This is a genomic window from Brevibacterium picturae (genome assembly GCF_030453725.1).
Lineage (GTDB): Bacteria > Actinomycetota > Actinomycetes > Actinomycetales > Brevibacteriaceae > Brevibacterium > Brevibacterium sandarakinum_A.
This window is the reverse complement of the sequence record NZ_JAKDJU010000058.1, coordinates 1-18243: the sequence shown is the minus strand read 5'-3', so window position 1 is coordinate 18243 and position 18243 is coordinate 1. Positions and strand designations below refer to the sequence as shown.

16 protein-coding genes are annotated in these 18243 nt (G+C 62.4%); 8 read left to right on the top strand and 8 right to left on the bottom strand.

Annotated features, from left to right (window positions below; all coding sequences use genetic code 11):
• Positions 1 to 156: 156 nt before the first annotated feature.
• Positions 157 to 1581 (bottom strand): type I glutamate--ammonia ligase, encoded by a 1425-nt coding sequence (glnA, locus tag L0G76_RS07860; protein ID WP_304356742.1) that lies wholly within the window; start codon positions 1579 to 1581, stop codon positions 157 to 159.
• 143 nt (positions 1582 to 1724) lie between these two features.
• On the opposite strand from glnA, the gene L0G76_RS07855 reads away from it, so the two are divergent.
• On the top strand, positions 1725 to 2165 hold the full coding sequence (locus L0G76_RS07855; protein ID WP_304356741.1) for an RDD family protein: 441 nt from the start codon (positions 1725 to 1727) through the stop codon (positions 2163 to 2165).
• 141 nt (positions 2166 to 2306) lie between these two features.
• Here the strand turns inward: L0G76_RS07855 and L0G76_RS07850 are convergent, their stop codons facing one another.
• The 3 genes from L0G76_RS07850 to lipB are packed head-to-tail and all read right to left on the bottom strand — an operon-like array spanning position 2307 to position 4795.
• Positions 2307 to 3038: a DUF4191 domain-containing protein gene (locus L0G76_RS07850; protein ID WP_304356740.1), complete on the bottom strand. Its 732-nt coding sequence runs from the start codon at positions 3036 to 3038 to the stop codon at positions 2307 to 2309.
• Between the two features lie 55 nt (positions 3039 to 3093).
• Positions 3094 to 4146: a lipoyl synthase gene (gene lipA / locus L0G76_RS07845; RefSeq protein WP_304356739.1), complete on the bottom strand. Its 1053-nt coding sequence runs from the start codon at positions 4144 to 4146 to the stop codon at positions 3094 to 3096.
• 10 nt (positions 4147 to 4156) lie between these two features.
• Positions 4157 to 4795: a lipoyl(octanoyl) transferase LipB gene (gene lipB / locus L0G76_RS07840; protein WP_304356738.1), complete on the bottom strand. Its 639-nt coding sequence runs from the start codon at positions 4793 to 4795 to the stop codon at positions 4157 to 4159.
• Positions 4796 to 4974: 179 nt separating this feature from the next.
• Between lipB and L0G76_RS07835 the strand changes: the two genes are divergently transcribed.
• Positions 4975 to 6420: a serine/threonine-protein kinase gene (locus tag L0G76_RS07835; RefSeq protein ID WP_304356737.1), complete on the top strand. Its 1446-nt coding sequence runs from the start codon at positions 4975 to 4977 to the stop codon at positions 6418 to 6420.
• Positions 6421 to 6530: 110 nt separating this feature from the next.
• On the opposite strand, the gene sucB is transcribed toward L0G76_RS07835, so the two are convergent.
• The 3 genes from sucB to L0G76_RS07820 all read right to left on the bottom strand — a co-directional run bounded on the left by sucB (position 6531) and on the right by L0G76_RS07820 (position 11489).
• Entirely contained in the window at positions 6531 to 8435 is a 1905-nt protein-coding gene (gene sucB, locus L0G76_RS07830; RefSeq protein ID WP_304356736.1) for a 2-oxoglutarate dehydrogenase, E2 component, dihydrolipoamide succinyltransferase, read from the bottom strand.
• A gap of 20 nt (positions 8436 to 8455) precedes the next feature.
• Complete coding sequence (lpdA, locus tag L0G76_RS07825; RefSeq protein WP_304356735.1) at positions 8456 to 9844, bottom strand: dihydrolipoyl dehydrogenase; 1389 nt, start codon at positions 9842 to 9844, stop codon at positions 8456 to 8458.
• A gap of 154 nt (positions 9845 to 9998) precedes the next feature.
• Positions 9999 to 11489 carry a leucyl aminopeptidase gene (locus tag L0G76_RS07820; protein WP_304356734.1) on the bottom strand — a complete coding sequence of 497 codons (1491 nt, stop codon included), beginning with the start codon at positions 11487 to 11489 and terminating at the stop codon, positions 9999 to 10001.
• 162 nt (positions 11490 to 11651) lie between these two features.
• Here L0G76_RS07820 and L0G76_RS07815 point away from each other — a divergent pair, with 162 nt between their 5' ends.
• On the top strand, positions 11652 to 12758 hold the full coding sequence (locus tag L0G76_RS07815) for a quinone-dependent dihydroorotate dehydrogenase (RefSeq protein ID WP_304356733.1): 1107 nt from the start codon (positions 11652 to 11654) through the stop codon (positions 12756 to 12758).
• On the opposite strand, the gene L0G76_RS07810 is transcribed toward L0G76_RS07815, so the two are convergent.
• On the bottom strand, positions 12733 to 13293 hold the full coding sequence (locus L0G76_RS07810; protein WP_304356732.1) for a DUF3043 domain-containing protein: 561 nt from the start codon (positions 13291 to 13293) through the stop codon (positions 12733 to 12735). The genes L0G76_RS07815 and L0G76_RS07810 overlap by 26 nt on opposite strands.
• A gap of 77 nt (positions 13294 to 13370) precedes the next feature.
• Here L0G76_RS07810 and L0G76_RS07805 point away from each other — a divergent pair, with 77 nt between their 5' ends.
• The 5 genes from L0G76_RS07805 to L0G76_RS07785 form a co-directional block, all read left to right on the top strand.
• Positions 13371 to 14744, top strand: a complete 1374-nt coding sequence (locus L0G76_RS07805; protein WP_304356731.1) for a dipeptidase — start codon at positions 13371 to 13373, stop codon at positions 14742 to 14744.
• A gap of 84 nt (positions 14745 to 14828) precedes the next feature.
• Positions 14829 to 15182: a HesB/IscA family protein gene (locus tag L0G76_RS07800; protein WP_304356730.1), complete on the top strand. Its 354-nt coding sequence runs from the start codon at positions 14829 to 14831 to the stop codon at positions 15180 to 15182.
• 36 nt (positions 15183 to 15218) lie between these two features.
• On the top strand, positions 15219 to 15920 hold the full coding sequence (locus L0G76_RS07795) for a leucyl/phenylalanyl-tRNA--protein transferase (protein ID WP_304356729.1): 702 nt from the start codon (positions 15219 to 15221) through the stop codon (positions 15918 to 15920).
• A gap of 108 nt (positions 15921 to 16028) precedes the next feature.
• The gene (gene ctaC, locus L0G76_RS07790) at positions 16029 to 16901 is read left to right on the top strand and encodes an aa3-type cytochrome oxidase subunit II (protein ID WP_304356728.1); all 873 of its coding nucleotides are present in this window, start codon (positions 16029 to 16031) and stop codon (positions 16899 to 16901) included.
• Positions 16898 to 18243, top strand: a 1346-nt coding sequence (locus tag L0G76_RS07785) for a cbb3-type cytochrome c oxidase subunit I (RefSeq protein WP_304356727.1), incomplete at its 3' end; no start/stop codon positions are given. The genes ctaC and L0G76_RS07785, both read left to right, overlap by 4 nt.

Genomic DNA, 18243 nt, shown 5'->3' with positions numbered 1-18243 from the left:
CTGGGGGGGTGGTGGGGGGGCCCGCCCGCGGGGCGCCCCGCCCTCCCCCGGGGGGCCCCCCCCCGGCCCCCCCCCCCCCCCCCCCCGCGACTGTATTCCCTGCAGCTGTATTATTCTGCGCTCCAGCAGGCGGTGTGCCTGCTCTGGAGCCGTGGCTCAGAGTGCGTAGTAGAGCTCGAACTCGGTCGGGGTCGGCCGCAGACGTGCGACATCGATCTCGTTCTCACGCTTGATGCGAATCCACGTTTCGATCAGGTCGGAGGTGAAGACGTCACCGGCGGTGAGGAAGTCCTGGTCCTGCTCCAGCTCGACCAGCGCCTCATCGAGAGATGCGGGGACCAACTTGATGTCCTTGGCCTCCTCGGGCGGGAGCTCGTAGAGGTCCTTGTCGATGGGCTCCGGAGGTTCGATGCGGTTGCGGATTCCGTCGAGGCCGGCCATCAGCTGGGCGGAGAAGGCCAGGTACGGGTTGGATGAGGGGTCCGGCACACGGAATTCGAGACGCTTGGCCTTCGGCGAGGTGCCGGTCACCGGGATGCGGATCGCCGCGGAGCGGTTACGAGCCGAGTAGACGAGGTTGACCGGGGCTTCATATCCGGGCACGAGACGACGGTAGGAGTTGATCGTCGGGTTGGTGAAGGCGAGCACAGCACCGGCATGTTCGATGAGACCGCCGATGTACCAGCGAGCCAGATCGGAGAGTCCTCCATAGCCGTTCTCGTCGTAGAACAGGGGTTCGCCGTTCTTCCACAGCGACTGGTGGCAGTGCATGCCCGAACCGTTGTCATCGAAGAGCGGTTTGGGCATGAACGTGGCTGACTTGCCGAGTTCGTAGGCTGTGTTCTTGATCACGTACTTGAAGTCGAGAAGCTGATCGCCTGCGTGCTGGAGGGTCTTGAATTTGTAGTTGATCTCCTGCTGGCCTGCGGTGCCGACCTCGTGGTGGGCGCGCTCCATCTCGAACCCGATCTGCTCCAGGGTCAGGGACATACGGTCGCGGATGTCGGCGAACTTGTCCTGGGGCGAGACGGGGAAGTAGCCGCTCTTGAACGGGGTTTTGTAGCCCAGGTTGCCGCCCGGCTCGTCTTCGCCCGTGTTCCAGGCGGCTTCCTCGGAGTCGATCTTGTAGAAGCTGCTGCCCGGGGTGTTCTGGTAGCGGATCGAGTCGAAGAGGTAGAACTCCGCCTCGGCGCCGAAGAAGACGGTGTCGGCGATTCCGGTGCTTTCGAGGTAGGCCTCGGCCTTCGCGGCGACCTGGCGAGGATCCCGAGAGTAGGGCTCATCGGTGAATGGGTCGACGATCGAGTGGGTGATGACCAAGGTGTTGGCTTCACGGTAGGGGTCGATGTACGCCGATGAGACGTCGGCGAGCAGCTTCATGTCCGATTCGTGGATGCCCTGGAAGCCCGTGATTGAGGAACCGTCGAAGAGCAGACCTTCGGTGATCTCTTCCGTGCCGTAGGAGGCCGCCGGGAGGTTGAAGTGCTGGACGACACCGGGGAGGTCGCAGAAACGAACATCGACGAATTTGACGTCGTTCTCCGAGATGTAGTTGACGAGTTCTTCAGCAGACGAGAACACTTAGTCTCCTAGTTAGTTTATGGTGGTCGTTTGTCTTGACCATCACCAATCTTAGTTGCAAGCAGGTGAAGTGGTGATGTCGGCCATGTTTCGGGCATGTTTCCTGAGGATTCGTCCAGGTTCGACTTCGGTAAGCTGGGGCCGTGATTAATCGTGATGACCTCGGTTCCTGGCTCGATGGGCCCAAGATCGAGAGGGAAGACGGAGACTGGCCGGGCAGACGGCTGGGCCTGCCGGAGACCGGCTCGCATTCGCTGGCGCCTGCCTGGCGCCGCTTGCTGGGACTCTTGGTCGACTGGTTCATGTGCCTGGCCATTGCGAACCTCATCGGTTCGTCCAATCCGTTCCTCGCCCCGGGCATCTTCGCACTGGAGCACCTCCTGCTCGTCTCGACCCTCGGATACACGGTGGGACACAGGATCTTCGGCATCGAGGTCCGTCGCCTGGATGGTCACGTCCCGGGGCCGGTGAAGGCGCTCATCCGCACAGCTCTCGTCGTCCTCGTCATTCCCGCGCTGATCTTCAACCGCGACAACCGGGGTCTCCACGACCTCGCCGCCGGCACCGTCATCCTCAAGCGCTGAGGCATTGACGAAGGCTGAGACACCGGCAGCCCGGTCGAAGACGGGGATAGCACAACGAGAGACCGCACAGCAGAGGGCCACCGACTCATTTGAGTCGGTGGCCCTCTGCTGTTGTCGACAGATTCCGTCCGTCCGGGCGGATCAGCGTCCGCGCATCGCTTTGTGGTTCGGCCGAGCCTTGTTCGGATCGATTCCCTTCGGGATCGGAGGGCGGGTGCCCTGAGTGCCGAGAGCGGCGAGGCGATTGCGCACGGCCAGCACCTCTGCCTTGTTGAGCTTACGGGGAAGCTTCTGGACGGCAGGGACGACCTGCTTCATCTTCAGCTGACCCTCCTCTTTGCCACCCTGGAAGGTGTGGACCGGAACGTTGGGCAGAATGCGCTCGTGGCGCTTCCTCTCCTTGGCCAGCAGCTTCGCACTGCGTCCCTTCGGGCCCTCGCTGAGGAGGACGACTCCGGCACGACCGGTCGTGCGGAACACGAGGTCACGGCTCTTCGGGTCGATGGCGATGGGCTTATCGTCCATGAGGTATCCGCGGCGGGCGGTGTTGAGCACGGCACCGAAGGCACCAGACTGTCCGTCCATCTGCGCGAAGGCGGCGGTCTCAGCGAACCGACCGAGCATGAACATGCCGAGCAGCAGACCCACCATGAAGCCGAGGATGGTCGTGAAGACCGCTCCACCGAAGATGAGCCCAGCCAGCAGGCCCAGGAGCGTGCAGCCGAGGACCGCCGCGGCAAGCAGCCAGGGAGTGGCCTTGTTGTGCTTGGCCGACAGCTCATAGACCTGCTTCATCTGCGCCAGGCGACCCGGCTTCTTGTTCGGATCCTTGGGCTTCCGGCGGAAAAGTCCTTTGCGCGGTTCTTCGCTCATGCTCTCACTTGCTCTTGAATGGCGTATCGACGTCGAGGCCGGGCCCCGAACGTTCTCATTGCTCAGCAGTCAAGTCTACCTCTTCGCCCGGGCCGAAGGTATCCACAACGGCCTGCGCCTCCTGTTTGGCGGGAGTGTGCTTGTCGAGGTGGGAGAGATGGGCGGGAATTTCGTCTCCGCGGTGGCGCATGGCCGTGGCCCACAGGCGACCGGCACGGTACGAAGAGCGCACCAGCGGGCCGGACATGACGCCCAGGAATCCGATGTCCTCCGCCGCGTCGCGCAGCATCACGAAATCGGCCGGCTTGACCCATCGGGTGACCGGATGGTGTCGAGGGGAGGGCCTCAGGTACTGATTGATCGTGATGAGATCGCAACCGGCATCGTGGAGATCCTGCAGGGTCGCGATGACCTCTTCGTTCGTTTCGCCCATGCCCAGCATGAGGTTCGACTTCGTGATCAGGCCGGCGTCGCGCGCCTGGGTGATCACCGACAGGGAGCGCTCGTACCGGAATGCCGGACGAATGCGCTTGAAGATCCGGGGGACCGTCTCGACATTGTGGGCCAGCACCTCCGGGCGGGAGGAGAAGACCTCAGCCAGCTGATCCGGCTCGGCGTTGAAGTCGGGGATGAGCAGCTCGACTCCCGTGCCGCTGCCGTCGGAGTAGTCAAGCTTGTGGATCTGACGCACGGTCTCTGCGTACAGCCACGCACCGCCGTCGTCGAGGTCGTCGCGAGCCACGCCGGTGATCGTCGAGTAGCGCAGTCCCATCTCCGCGACCGAGGCGGCCACTCGACGGGGCTCATCGGCATCGAAGTCGGCAGGTTTGCCGGTGTCGATCTGGCAGAAGTCGCAGCGTCTCGTGCACTGTTCGCCGCCGATGAGGAACGTCGCCTCTCGGTCTTCCCAGCATTCGAAGATGTTGGGGCAGCCGGCCTCTTCGCAGACCGTGTGCAGCTCCTGTTTGCGAACCAGCGACTTCAGAGAGGTGTATTCGGGGCCGATGTGGGCCTTCGCCTTGATCCAGGCGGGCTTGTCTTCGATCGGCGTCTCTGAGTTCCGTGCCTCGACACGGAGCATGCGGCGGCCTTCTGGCGCTATGGTCACGTCAATTCTCCTAGGCTGTGATGCGGGTGTGCAGGATCTCGTCAAGGCGGTTCGCGACATCCTCGGGTGTCACGTTCCGACCGAGTTCCGCACTCATGGTCGTAGTGTCGGCGTCCGCGATACCGCAGGCGATGATCGATTCGTATGCGCCGAGGTCGTTGCTGCAGTTCAGTGCCAGGCCGTGCATGGTCACGCCTTCGTGGATGCGGATGCCGATTGCTCCGATCTTCCGGTCGCGGCGGTCTCCGTCCCCGAGGATCCAGACTCCCGCGCGTCCCTCGATGGTGGTGGCGTCGATGTCGTACTCGGCGAGGAGTTCTATCATCGAATCCTCGAGCTGCGAGACGAACAGTCTGACCTCTTTGGTGTCGTTGAGCCTGTAGACGAGGTAGGCAACCAGCTGTCCCGGCCCGTGCCAGGTAATCTTTCCGCCACGGTCGACATCGATGACTTCTGTGCCGTCATCGGGCCGCTCGTGGTCCTCTGTGCGTTTTCCGGCAGTGTAGACCGGCGGGTGTTCGAGCAGGAGGATCGTCGATTCGCGATCCCCGGCGAGCACTTCTTCGTGATACGTCTTCTGCAAGTCCCAGGTTCGCAGGTAGTCCGAGTAGACGGGTGCGAATCCCAGCGTTTCTGTGACCAGAGGCATGTCCCCCAGACTATGTGTCTTGTCGCGGGGGTTCAATTTCATTGAAGATGACCCTCGACACCTTGGGTCGCTCGATTCCTATTGACATATTGTTCGACGGCAAACGATACTAAAGAGACTCAAACCGCATCGTAATGCATATCACTGGCCGCGGAATCCATCGACGGAGATGACGAACAATGACGTGGGAACTCCAATCACCAGTCTCGGATGACATCCACCGACTCTCCAACGCTCGGGGAGAGACGCTGTGGGGAGTCGCCCATCACGGATTCGACGCCGACCACCCGGAGGCACTCGGCGTTGCCGACATCGATCTGCCGACCGGCCCCACCTCACTTCTTCTCGTGAAGCCGCTTGCCGGCGGCCTTGTCCTCGACGCTGTCCGCTCTTACCAGGGATTGGTCGAAGGGGAGTTGAGCACGCTCTTCCTCGGCATCGCCGATGAGCTGCGGGGGAGCAGCGACGCCCGCTCCCGGCTGTGTCTCGAGTGCATCGGCCTCGATGCCGATGGCCGCCCGCGGACCATCCCCGGAATCAGCCGGACCCCGCCGTCCTCAACGCGCTTCGCGATCGGCGAGATGATCTACCATGCGGCGTACGGGCACCCTTGGTCGCAGAGCCCGCTGCCCGTGGCAATCGCACTGCCTGAATGCTCACAGCCCTTGCAGAACCTGGTGGCACAGCTTCTGGATGAGTCCATCACGGATGGAGGTCTCGACGATACCCTCGCCGAGGTGACCGCGGCTCTGCGTCGAACGGGTACACCGAGTGCCCTTCCCCTCCTGCCCGCCGAACGCGATCTCGACCCGGGGCAGGCCCTGACGGCACGATTGCGAGCGGCCAAGGCCCCTGCCGTTGCGCACCCTCCCGAGACCACGCGCCCTCCCGAGACCACACGTGCAGCAGATCGATTGCGGGCGGCCAGCCGGGACAGTGCCCGCAAGCCCCGCCACGAACCACGTCGCCCTCGCCGACCACGAAGAACGTCCATGCTCACTCGCATGTCCACGCTGCTGGAGACGGGACGACGCAGCCTACTGGAGCGATTGCCCGTTTCAGGCCCACGACCACGCAGATGGATGAGCGTCCCACGAGCCTGGGCTGTCGTCGGTGTCATCATGACGGTCATCGGCGGTGCCGTCATGGTCAGGTCATTGAGTTCGGAGGACACCGCCGCCTCGGTGAGTTCGCCCCAGGACGTGAGTCAGGGGCAGAGCTCGACTCCGACCTCGGAGAGGACACCGCTCCACGACGACGCCGATGCGATGTCGGACAGCCAGATTCTCGCTCATCTGAACGACCTGTGCCAGAAACGGTCAGAGGCGCTGAGTGCCGGTGATGATGAGGCCTTAGCAGCACTGACCGTTCCCGATTCCTCGGCTGCCGCAGCCGATGAACTGCTCGACCTCCACGCGTTCGTCGGCAACGACTACACGATCGAGTTGGACGATCCGGTCATCGAAAATCGGACAGACCACCGCATCCTCATCTTTGCCCGAATGTCGACGAGCGTGACCACCTCGGGGGAGGCATCGGCGTTCGAGCCCGCCCACGTCGAATTCGAACTGGAACGGCATGCGGACACCTGGAAGATCCTCGAAGTCACGGAGATCGACCACTGATCGGTCCACGACCCTGAGGGCATGAGGAGGGCCGGCCACATCAGTGACCGGCCCTCCTCATGCCCCGGTGAGTCGGGCGACTCAACCTATAGGGCTGCTCGTGGAAGAAATCAGAGATCGAGGTCTGATTCGAAGTTTCCTTCTTCCAGACGAGCCTTGATCGTCTGCAGGAAGCGTCCTGCATCCGCGCCATCGACCAATTGGTGGTTGTAGGTCAACGGCAGGTAGACCATGTCGCGAATGGCAATCGATTCCTCGCCGTCGGCGGTCTTGACGACGATCGGGCGACGCACGATCGTCCCGGTGCCCAGAATGCCCATCTGCGGCTGGTTGATGATCGGAGTGTCGAACAGTGCACCCACGGAACCGATGTTGGTCACGGTGAACGTTCCACCTGCCAGCTCATCAGGCATGATCTTGTTGTTGCGGGTGCGGTCGGCGACATCGTCGATGGCCTTCGACAGCCCGGCGATGCTGAGCTCGCTTGCGTCCTTGACCACCGGAACGACGAGTCCCCGCGGAGTGTCCACGGCGACTGCCAGGTGCTCATGATCGAAGTACGTGATCTCCTGGGATTCCAGATCGTACTGTGCGTTGACCTTCGGGTGCTGCTGAAGCGCCTCGACGACGGCCTTGCCGAAGAACGGCAGGTAGGTCAGCTTCGAGCCGTGCTTGGACTGGAAGGCTTCCTTGTTGGCCTTGCGCAGTTTCACGACGCGCGTCATGTCGACCTCGACCACCTGGGTCAGCTGAGCCGATACATCGAGGGACTCGCTCATCCGCTTGGCAATCGTCTGCCTGATGCGCGAAGCCTTCTCCGTGGTACCGCGGAGCTTAGCAGCCTCCTCAGGAATCTCGAGCTTGAACGGTGCCTTCGAGCCACCGGCTGCGGGAGCTGTAGACGAGGACGAGCCGGAGCTGCGGTCTGCGGCTGCGGACACGACGTCCTGCTTGCGGATGCGACCGCCCACGCCGGTGCCGGTGACCGAACTCAGGTCCACACCCTCCTCGCGTGCCAGACGGCGCACGAGCGGCGTCACGTAGGCGGCGTTCTCGCCGACCGTGTCGGCAGCGGCGGGTGCCGAGGCTTCGGTCTTCTGCTCAGCCTGCTCCGCAGCGGCGGAATCAGGGGTCTGCTGCTTCGGAGCCTCTTCGGCGGGCGCGGACTTCTCGTCCTTGGCCGGAGCCTCTTCCTCTGCGGACTCTTCTTCAGCGGGCTGTTCCTCAGCGGGCTTGTCCTCAGCGGACTCTTCCTCTGCGGGCTCCTCAGCTGGGGCCTCGTCAGCAACGTCGGAGGCTTCTGCCTCGGACGAACCGGTCGAGTCCGAGTCCGAGGAAGCGGGAGCGCCAGTGCCGACGCGTGCCAATGGCGCGCCCACCTCGACGGTCTCGTCCTCTTCTGCCAGGTGTGCCTGCACAGTGCCTGCCACGGGGGAGGGCACCTCGGTGTCGACCTTGTCGGTTGACACTTCGAGGAGAGGTTCGTCGACCTCAACCTCTTCGCCGACGTCCTTGAGCCACCGAGTCACGGTGCCTTCAGTCACGGACTCACCCAGCGCGGGCATTGTGATCTCGGTGCCTTCGCCTTCGGAACCGGACGAGGCCGGCGCTGACTCTGCTGATTCGTCGCCGGACTCCGAGGATGCCTCCTGAGCTTCCTCTGCGGGTGCGGGTTCGGTTTCCTCGGCGGGTTCTGCGGAGTCCTCGTCAGCCGTGTCCTCTTCAGCCGAGTCCTCGTCGGACGAGTCCTCTGCATCTGCGGAGTCAGCGGAATCGGATCCGTCGCCGATGTAGGCAAGGTCTCCACCGACTTCGATGACGTCGTCTTCGTCGGCCAGGATCTTCTCCAAGACACCTGCATAGGGGCTGGGAATCTCTGTGTCGACCTTGTCGGTCGACACCTCGAGCAAGGGCTCGTCTACTTCGATTTCTTCGCCGACGGACTTCAGCCAGCGGGTGACTGTTCCTTCGGTCACCGACTCACCGAGAGCCGGCATCTGCACGGAATTCGACATGTCTTTCGTCTCCTCGGATCTTAAGAGTGGAAGTGCAGGGGTTTGCCGGCAAGGGCCAGGTGGGCCTCACCGAGTGCTTCATTCTGCGTCGGGTGAGCGTGAATGAGTTGCGCAACTTCCTCTGGGAATGCTTCCCAGTTGACGATCAGTTGGGCTTCGCCGGCCTGTTCGCTCAGTCGAGCGCCGATGCCGTGGACGCCGACAACGGGCCCGTCCTTCTCACGGATGACCTTGACCAGGCCAGTGGTGTTGAGGATCACGGACTTGCCGTTTCCGCCCAGGTTGTACTCGATGGATTCGACGCTGTCGGATCCATACTGCTCCTCGGCCTGCTGGGACGAGAGTCCGACCGAGAAGATCTCGGGTTCGCAGTAGGTCACGCGGGGGATGCCTGATTCCAGGACGGGAACCGGGTTGAGCCCCGCGATCTCCTCGGCGATGAAGATTCCCTGACCGAAGGCACGGTGAGCCAGCTGCAGTCCGGGAACGATGTCGCCGCAGGCGTAGATGTTGCCGACGCCGGTGTGGAGGCGTTCGTTGGCCAGGACGAATCCGCGGTCCATCGGGATGCCCTGTTCTTCGAAGCCGAAGCCTTCGGTGACCGGGCCACGGCCGACAGCCACGAGGAGGTATTCGGCCTCGAGGACCGAACCGTCTTCGAGGGTCACCTTGACTCCGTCAGCGGTCTCTTCCACGCCCTTGAACATGGTGCCGAGCTTGAACCCGATCTTGCGCTTCTTGAACGCGCGCTCGAGGTTCTTCGAGATCGTCTCGTCCTCGTTGGCCACAAGGTGCTTGAGTCCTTCGACGATGGTGACTTTCGCTCCGAACGATGACCACACGCTGGCGAACTCGACGCCGATGACGCCGCCGCCGAGGACGATCGCCGAACCGGGGACCTTGTCGAGTTCAAGAGCCTCGGTGCTGGTGATGACCCGGTCGGTGACGTCGAGGCCGATGGTCTTTGACGTCGAACCGGTCGACAGGAGAACGTTGGTGCCGGTGACGGTGTGCTTGCCGTCTTCACCGTCAACTTCGACGGTGTCCTTGCCGGCGAGCTTGCCGGTGCCGAAGTACGTGTCGATGCCACGTGCCTTGACCAGGCCCTGCAGGCCCTTGTAGTTGCGTGAAATCACATTGTTCTTGTAGTCGAGGACCTTCTCGATGTCGATGCCCTTGAATTCGACGTCGATGCCGAAGGTCGCTGAGTCCTTCGCCGTCTCGGCGACCTCTGCAGCGTGCAGAAGCGCCTTCGTCGGAACACAACCGCGGTGCAAGCATGTGCCGCCAACCTTGTCGCGTTCGATCAAAGCAACCTTCATGTCGAGTTCCGCGGCGCGCAGTGCGGCAGCATAGCCGCCGGTTCCGCCGCCCAGAACGACAAGGTCGTAGGTCAATGAGTCACTCACGGATTACTCCTCGTAGCTGTGAATAAGCCTGCCGTACGCAGCTTTCCTTCTTATCTTTCCACTTTTCTCGCCAAGGGCGAAAGCACACGCTGTCTGTTTGGACACAGGTGTGGATGATCACTTCGACATCGACAGCGTGTAGAAAACGGGTCTCTCAGTTCACCTGCTTCGCTGCTTGGATGAGGGTTCGAACTGCCGCGCCGGTGGCTGCCACCGGGGTGTAGCCGAATGCGGACCCGGTGTTGAAGCTCGGTCCGGCGATGTCGATGTGTCCCCAGTTGGCATCCTCGCTGACGAACTCCCTGAGGAATGCGCCGGCCGCGAGCATGCCACCGTGACGAGGGCCGGAGTTTTTCAAGTCCGCTGCGTTCGAGTCGAAGCCGGAGAGCATCTCCTCGGGGATGGGCATGGCCCACATCTCCTCGCCGGCAACCGTGGCCGAGTCGGTGATGAGGCCTCGTGCTGTGTCAGCGCCCATGACTCCGGACGTCCGAGTGCCCAGTGCCACGACCTGGGCGCCGGTCAGGGTGGCGACGTCGATGAGCAGATCAGGGTTCTCCGCGTCGGCGTCGGCCAGCGCATCGGCGAGGACCAACCGTCCTTCGGCATCGGTGTTGGTGACTTCGACGGTCTTGCCGCTGCGCATGTGCAGCACGTCGCTGGGACGGGTTGCCGATGAACCCGGCATGTTCTCGGCCAGGGGCAGCCAGGCTGTCGCACGCACGGGCAGTCCCAGGTCCGCGATCGCGAACAGGGCCTGGACCACGGCCGCGGCCCCGGCCATATCGGACTTCATGTCCTCCATGCTCGCCGCGGGCTTGAGGGAGATTCCGCCGGAGTCGAAGGTGATGCCCTTGCCGACGAAGCTGACATGGCGTTCGGCGCCCTTGGGGGAGTATTCGACCTTGACCAGGCGCGGTCCACGTGTCGACCCCTGACCTACTCCGATGAGGCCACCGTACCCACCGGCCTGGAGTTCCTTCTCCCCGAGCACGTTCACCTTGAGCTTGCGGTCCTTGCCCTGGTCCTTGACCCGCTGGGCGAAGGACTCGGGGTAGAGGTCGAGGGGAGGGGTGTTGACGAGGTCGCGGGCACGGTTCGTCGCGGCGGCGACGATCGCGCCGCTCGAGTGCGCAGCCGAGTTCGCCTTGCCCTTGGGACCGAGGATGGTGATCGCACCGGGGGCCTTGTCAGCATCCTGGCTGCGGTAGTCGACGAAGCGGTAGGCACCCAGTCCGGCCCCGACGGTGACGGCTTCGACCGCCTCGGCGCTGATCACCGGCAGGCCCACAGAAATCGAGTCGACTCCGTCGAGGGCACGCAGTGCGTTCCCTGCCGCGCGGCGGAGAACCTCGTGAGCCTTCGCTGCGGCATCGGTGCCGGCCGCGGTGGCCTCGAAGGCTCCGAGTCCGACCAAGAGGATGCTCTTGGCGGAGAAGCCCTTGGGGGCGGCGACCCGTGCCGTGGATCCGGCTTCGCCGGTGAATCCGATGGCGCGAATCACGTCCTCCAGAGCAGTGCGTGCGGATTTCGCTGTCTCGAGGCCGAGGACCTTGTCGTCAGCGACTCCCAACACCAGAACGGAAGCGGTGGCTTTCACGAGTGGCGTCGCGGAGTAGCTGGTGGGCGTGGATGCGCTGGGCATATATTCCCTTTCATCGTCTTTGAACGTTGAATCGATCCTAATGCCATTTCACAGGGGATGGATAAACGGCGACAGTTCTGAGCAGGGATCTGTGTGCATTTCTGACAGAACCGGACCGCGCCGTTCGCCGTCCGGCCTGGTGCCTGACATATTCTGGAGGGCGTGTACTCACTTATCTTCAGACTCTTCTTCGCCCCGATGGACGCCGAGCGGGCACATCATGTGTCGTTCACTGCGTTGAGAATCCTCGATGCCATTCCTGGGGTCGGCCGACTGCTCCGCTTGGTCTTTGCCCGCGGCACACGTGATGAGGTGGATGTCCTGGGGCTGCGATTTCCCAACCGCCTCGGGCTCGCCGCCGGCTTCGACAAGAACGGGGAAGGGGTTCGCGCCCTGTCGGCGATGGGCTTCGGCCACATCGAGGTCGGCACCATCACCGCCCATGCTCAGCCCGGCAACGACAAGCCTCGACTGTTTCGCCTCCGCGACAATATTGCGCTGCTCAATCGGATGGGCTTCAACAACGAGGGCGCCCGGCAGGCCGCCTTCAACATCGACCGGCAGAGGAAATCCCTTGCTTCTCTGCCATCGGTCCAGCGACCGATCATCGGAATCAACATCGGCAAGACCAAGGTCGTCGACGCCGCCGATGCGGTTGAGGACTATGCGAGTTCGGCCCGCTTCTGTGCGCCTCTGGCCGATTACCTCGTCATCAACGTCAGCTCACCCAACACCCCAGGCCTACGTGACCTGCAGTCCGTGTCGAGCCTGGAGCCCATCATCGAGGCCGTGCGCTCCGCCGCCGTCGAGGCGGTTGCGACTCCTCGTTCCACGCTCGGTCATGTGCCGCTGCTGGTCAAGATCGCACCCGATCTCAATGACGACGATGTCGTCGCGATCTGCAATCTCGCCGTGCGTTCGGGTGTTGATGGCCTCATCACCACCAACACCACGATTGATCGGAGCGTGCTGAGCGGCAGGGAAGCAGAATTCGCCCGCACCCAGGCCGGAGGGATCTCGGGCCGACCGTTGGCCCCACGGTCGCTGGAGGTTCTGCGGTTGGTCAAAGCCACCGTCGGTGATCGGTTGAGCATCATCTCTGTGGGCGGTATCTCTGACGCCAATGACATCAGCGCCCGACTTGCGGCGGGCGCTGATCTGGTTCAGTCCTATTCGGAGATGATCTACTCCGGACCGTTCTGGCCCGGACGGACCATCCGTGGAGCCCGTAACAGGACTCTGCTCACTCGGGGTACTGGCGGCGCTTGACCTGTGGTTTCGGCATGCGCAGCGGCCGAATCTGGACGCTGCGCATGATCGCGTAGAACGCCAGTCCGCGTTCGACGGTACCGAACTTGGCCCTCAGCCGTCCTTTGAGAATGTAGTTGACGATGACGCCGTCGAGGATGACCAATGCCAGCAGACCCCAGACTGCGTATGTGAAGTACTGCTGAATGGCCACCGGCTGGGTGAACGCCACGACCAGAATCAGGATCGCCGCGGGGATGAACAGTTCTCCGATGGAGAAACGGGCATCGATGTAGTTGCGAACGTAACGACGTTGCGGGCCTTTGTCGCGGCGCGTGAGGTACTGCTCTTCGCCGTTCATCATGCCGATGCGGGCACGATCGCGGTCCTTGCGCGTCTGTTCTTTGGCCTTCTGGTTCGCCACCTTGCGATCCTTCGAAACCAGCGGCCGCTTGCGCACCGATTCCTGTTCGCTGCGTTTGGGCGTTGGCCGTCCCTTCTTCTGTTCCGCCTCACGCTGCGAGGCAGCGTCGGGGCGTGAACCGTCATCGTTCACCGGTCGATTGTCGGAGGATTGCGCATCCTCATGAGATTTTTTGCTTCCGAACACCTGATCAATACTACCTTTGGAGAATGAGCGAATCGACTTCTGCACTTGACAGTGCACAATTGCATACCGAACTCGACACCATTTTCGACGAGGTCATCGAGCACCTGAGCGATCTCGTGGCGATTCCTTCCGTTGCCTGGCCGAGCTTCGATCCCGCGAACGTTCGCGCCAGCGCCGAGGCTGTTGCCGGCCTCGCCCGCGGCCTCGGTCTCGACGTGGAGATTCTGACCGCAGCCCAGGAAGACGGCGCCGATGGATACCCAGCCGTCGTCGCCTCGGTGCCGGCACCCGAAGGTGCACCGACAGTGCTGTTGTATGCGCACCACGACGTCCAGCCTCCGGGCAAACCTGAGGCCTGGACCACTGAGCCCTTCGTCGCCACACGGACGGGGGACCGCCTCTACGGTCGTGGAGCCGCCGACGACAAGGCCGGCATCATGGTTCACCTCACGGCACTGCGCCTCCTCGCCGGCCGCCTCGGCGTGGGGGTGACTCTCTTCATCGAAGGTGAGGAAGAGGCCGGCAGCCCCAGCTTCCGCAACTTCCTCGAGACCTATCGGGACAGCCTCGCTGCCGACGTCATCGTCGTCGCCGACTCCGGCAACTGGGCAGCAGGCACGCCCGCATTGACGACGAGTCTGCGGGGCATGTGCGCCGTCGAATTCGACATCTCCACTCTCGATCATGCCGTGCATTCGGGAATGTACGGCGGGATCGTTCCCGACGCGATGCTGGCAATGACGCGGGTCCTGGGCAGCCTCCACGATGAGAACGGTTCCGTTGCCGTCAGCGGCCTCAAGTCACAGCCTGCCAGCGAGATCGACTACGAAGAATCCACAATCCGCGCCGACTCGGGTGTTCTCGATTCGACCTCGCTCATCGGCTCCGGATCACTGGCCTCACGACTGTGGACGCAGCCGTCGATCACCGTCATCGGACTCGACATCCCCGAGGTCGACGTCTCCTCGAACACCCTCCAATCGAGCCTGAAGGCAAAACTGTCGATTCGGCTGGCCCCGGGAGACTCACCCGACAATGCCGTCAAAGCCGTCGAGCGGCACCTGCGCGAGAACCTTCCCTTCGGCGCCACCCTGACCATCGGAGACACGGAGGGCGGCAGTCCTTGGCAGGCCGATTTGAGCGACCCCGTGGTGGACACCGCGCGACGCGCGCTCACCGAGGCATGGGGGCAGGAGTCCGTGACCATGGGCATCGGCGGCTCGATTCCCTTCATCGCCGATCTGCTCGAGGTCTTCCCCCAGGCCTCGATTCTGGTCACCGGAGTCGAGGATCCGGATGCCCGGGCACACAGTGCAAATGAGTCGCTCTACCTGCCGGATTTCAAGGCGGCGATCGTTGCGGAGGCGCTCCTTCTGCAAGGGCTGTCCGCCGACTGAGGGCGAATCGGGAATAGGATCATCGTCTGTGACGTTGTCGGCGGTGTAGCCTGGAGGTAGGCAGGATCGAAATAAGGAGTAACCATGACTGTGATGAACGAAGCGATGGCCACGCATGAGGTCGAACTGTCGAGTACGGCAGCCGGGAAGGTGCGCAGCCTGCTGCAGCAGGAAGGTCGCGATGACCTGCGTCTGCGTGTGGCCGTACAGCCCGGCGGCTGCTCTGGTCTGATCTATCAGCTCTACTTCGACGAGCGTCAGCTCGACGGTGATGCTGTGCGCGACTTCGACGGCGTCGAGGTCATCGTCGATCGGATGAGCGTGCCCTACCTCGGCGGCTCGACCATCGACTTCGCAGACACCATCGAGAAGCAGGGCTTCACGATCGACAACCCGAACGCAGGCGGCTCCTGCGCCTGCGGCGACTCGTTCCACTGATGTCAGCCTGCTGAAACTGACCTGAAAGTCACTGAGATGGACCTGGAGGATCTGCGCGCCGTGTCATACACGGCAACGCAGCCCCAGGTCCTCTCTTCGTATCGGGCCGGGCTGTTCCCCATGGGAATCGGCAGCGGTGGCACCGGGCGCATGGGCTGGTGGGCTCCGCGACGTCGCGGCGTTCTCCTGCCCGGAGACCTCAAGGTTAGCAAGAGCCTGCGCAAATCGATGCGCCACTTCGAGTGCAGCGTCAACACCGATTTCGAGCACGTCATCCGTGCCTGTGCGGATCCCAACAGACCGGGCAGTTGGATCACAGAGGACATCATCGGCCTCTACCGGGGTCTTCACGCAGACGGATGGGCGCACTCGGTCGAGGTCAGGTCGGACGGAGCCCTCGTCGGAGGACTCTACGGCGTCGCCATGGGCTCCTTCTTCGCCGGAGAGTCGATGTTTCACACACAGCGTGATGCCTCCAAAGCCGCACTTGTACACCTCGTCTCCCTCTTCGACACCACCATGCGCCATCACCTGTCCGAACCGAGCTCGGACACCACCACGACGCTTCCCACCTCGGTCGACGTTGAAGACGACGGCTCTGAATGGCTCATCGACACACAGTGGCAGACACCACACCTGGCGAGCCTCGGCGTGTCGGAGATCAGCGGTCTTGACTACTCCACTCGCCTAGATTCCGCTCTCCGCGGGGATCGTTGTCAGGTTATTCTCAACAAATGATCATTCGCATGTGAATTTCTACCGCTTGTAGCGGTACTCTGGTAACTGACATAGTAAGAATTCGTCTTTGGGGCACCCCGAGGCGAATAAGGTTGTGAAAGGCTGCACGTGGATTCTCCGAATCAGGCAGGACCGGGAAGGTCCTGGGCGAAGCGGCTCGGCACTCTGGGCGCCGTCGCTGTACTGGCGTTGCTGTCCGGCTGCACGAAAGAGCAGGTCTCCACAGGATTCTTCCCCGCCGAATCGAAGGGCGCCACCAACCACACCGAGGCCTACACCTCCCTGTGGAACGGTGCATGGATCGCCCTGCTGATCGTGGGGCTGATCGTGTGGGGACTCATTCTGTGGTCGATGGTCGCCTACCGCCGCCGCAAGAACGATCGCGGACTGCCTGTGCAGCTGCGCTACAGTATGCCGATCGAAATCCTGTTCACGGTCACTCCAGTCATCCTGGTCCTGGGATTCTTCTTCCAGAGCGTTCAGGTCATGGAGAAGACAACTGACGACACCACTCCAGGTGAGCAGGTCATCGAAGTCGCTGCCAAACAATGGGCATGGGACTTCAACTACGTCAATCAAGACGTGTACTTCGCGGGTACGCAGGTCCCACTCGACGGCTCTGAGAAGCCGGGGGAGGAGGCACCAACCCTCTACCTCCCGGTCGACACCGACCTCGAGATCAAACTTCATTCACGCGATGTCATCCACTCGTTCTGGGTTCCCGCTTTCCTCGAGAAGCGCGACATGATTCCTGGTCACGACCAGAGTCTGCATCTGCGCGCCGAGAAAGAAGGCGAGTACGTGGGCAAGTGCGCAGAGTTGTGCGGTGAATACCACTCGGAAATGCTCTTCAATGTGAAGGTCGTCTCCAAGGCCGAGTTTGAGGACTACACCAAGTCACTCGCCGACGAAGGCAACAAGGGCCAGCTCGGTCCTGAGTACGATCGCAACTGGTACCCGAAAGAAGGTGCTGAAAAATGACCGCAACGATGAATCAGGCGGCCATTGACGCCCCCGTTGTTCCTCGGAGCAAGGGAAAGATCATCGTCGACTGGATCACGTCGACCGACCATAAGACGATCGGGTACATGTACCTGATCGCGTCGTTCCTCTTCTTCTGCGTCGGCGGCGTCATGGCGCTCATCATCCGCCTCGAGCTCTTCGATCCGGGTATGCAGATCATTGAGACCAAGGAGCAGTACAACCAGCTGTTCACGATGCACGGCACGCTGATGCTGCTGATGTTCGCGACACCGCTGTTCTCCGGCTTCGCCAATGTGATCATGCCGCTGCAGATCGGCGCACCCGACGTGGCGTTCCCTCGTCTGAATGCCTTCGCATTCTGGATGTACCTCTTCGGCTCTCTGATCGCCGTCTCCGGCTTCCTCACCCCTCAGGGTGCAGCCTCGTTCGGATGGACCGCGTACGCGCCTCTGAGCAATACGACGTTCACACCGGGAGCCGGCGGAAACCTCTGGGTTCTCGGCTTGGCTCTGCAGGGAATCGGAACGATCCTCGGATCGGTCAACTTCATCACCACCATCATCACGATGCGTGCCCCGGGTATGACCATGTTCCGTATGCCGATCTTCACCTGGAACACCCTGATCACCGGCATCCTCGTCCTCATGGCCTTCCAGCCTCTCGCCGCCGCTCTGCTTGTCTTGGGAGCTGACCGCGTATTGGGATCCCATGTCTTCAGCCCCGGCAACGGGGGACCGATTCTCTGGCAGCACTTATTCTGGTTCTTCGGGCACCCGGAGGTCTACGTGATCGCGTTGCCGTTCTTCGGCATCGTGACCGAGATCTTCCCTGTCTTCAGCCGCAAGCCGGTCTTCGGCTACAAGGAGCTGGTCTTCGCCACGATTTCGATTGCGGCCCTGTCCGTGACGGTGTGGGCACACCACATGTATGTCACAGGCGTCGTGGCACTGCCGTTCTTCGCTTTCATGACGATGCTCATCGCGATTCCGACAGGTGTGAAGTTCTTCAACTGGGTGGGCACGATGTGGCGAGGGTCGATCACCTTCGAGACTCCGATGGTCTGGTCCATCGGGTTCCTCGTCACGTTCCTCTTCGGTGGTCTCACCGGCGTCATTTTGGCCAGTCCCGCGCTTGACCAGCAGGTGTCGGACTCCTACTTCGTCGTTGCTCACTTCCACTACGTGGTCTTCGGCACCGTCGTGTTCGCGATGTTCGCCGGATTCTACTTCTGGTGGCCGAAGTGGACCGGCAAGATGCTCAACGAGAAGCTCGGCCACATCCACTTCTGGATGCTGTTCATCGGCTTCCACGCCACCTTCCTCGTCCAGCACTGGCTCGG

Coding starts and splice junctions, on each gene's coding strand:
- L0G76_RS07800 (WP_304356730.1), top strand. CDS start 14,829: ATGACTGTGATGAACGAAGCGATGGCCACGCATGAGGTCGAACTGTCG.
- L0G76_RS07805 (WP_304356731.1), top strand. CDS start 13,371: ATGAGCGAATCGACTTCTGCACTTGACAGTGCACAATTGCATACCGAA.
- L0G76_RS07835 (WP_304356737.1), top strand. CDS start 4,975: ATGACGTGGGAACTCCAATCACCAGTCTCGGATGACATCCACCGACTC.
- L0G76_RS07850 (WP_304356740.1), bottom strand. CDS start 3,038: ATGAGCGAAGAACCGCGCAAAGGACTTTTCCGCCGGAAGCCCAAGGAT.
- L0G76_RS07795 (WP_304356729.1), top strand. CDS start 15,219: ATGGACCTGGAGGATCTGCGCGCCGTGTCATACACGGCAACGCAGCCC.
- lipB (WP_304356738.1), bottom strand. CDS start 4,795: ATGCCTCTGGTCACAGAAACGCTGGGATTCGCACCCGTCTACTCGGAC.
- sucB (WP_304356736.1), bottom strand. CDS start 8,435: ATGTCGAATTCCGTGCAGATGCCGGCTCTCGGTGAGTCGGTGACCGAA.
- L0G76_RS07820 (WP_304356734.1), bottom strand. CDS start 11,489: ATGCCCAGCGCATCCACGCCCACCAGCTACTCCGCGACGCCACTCGTG.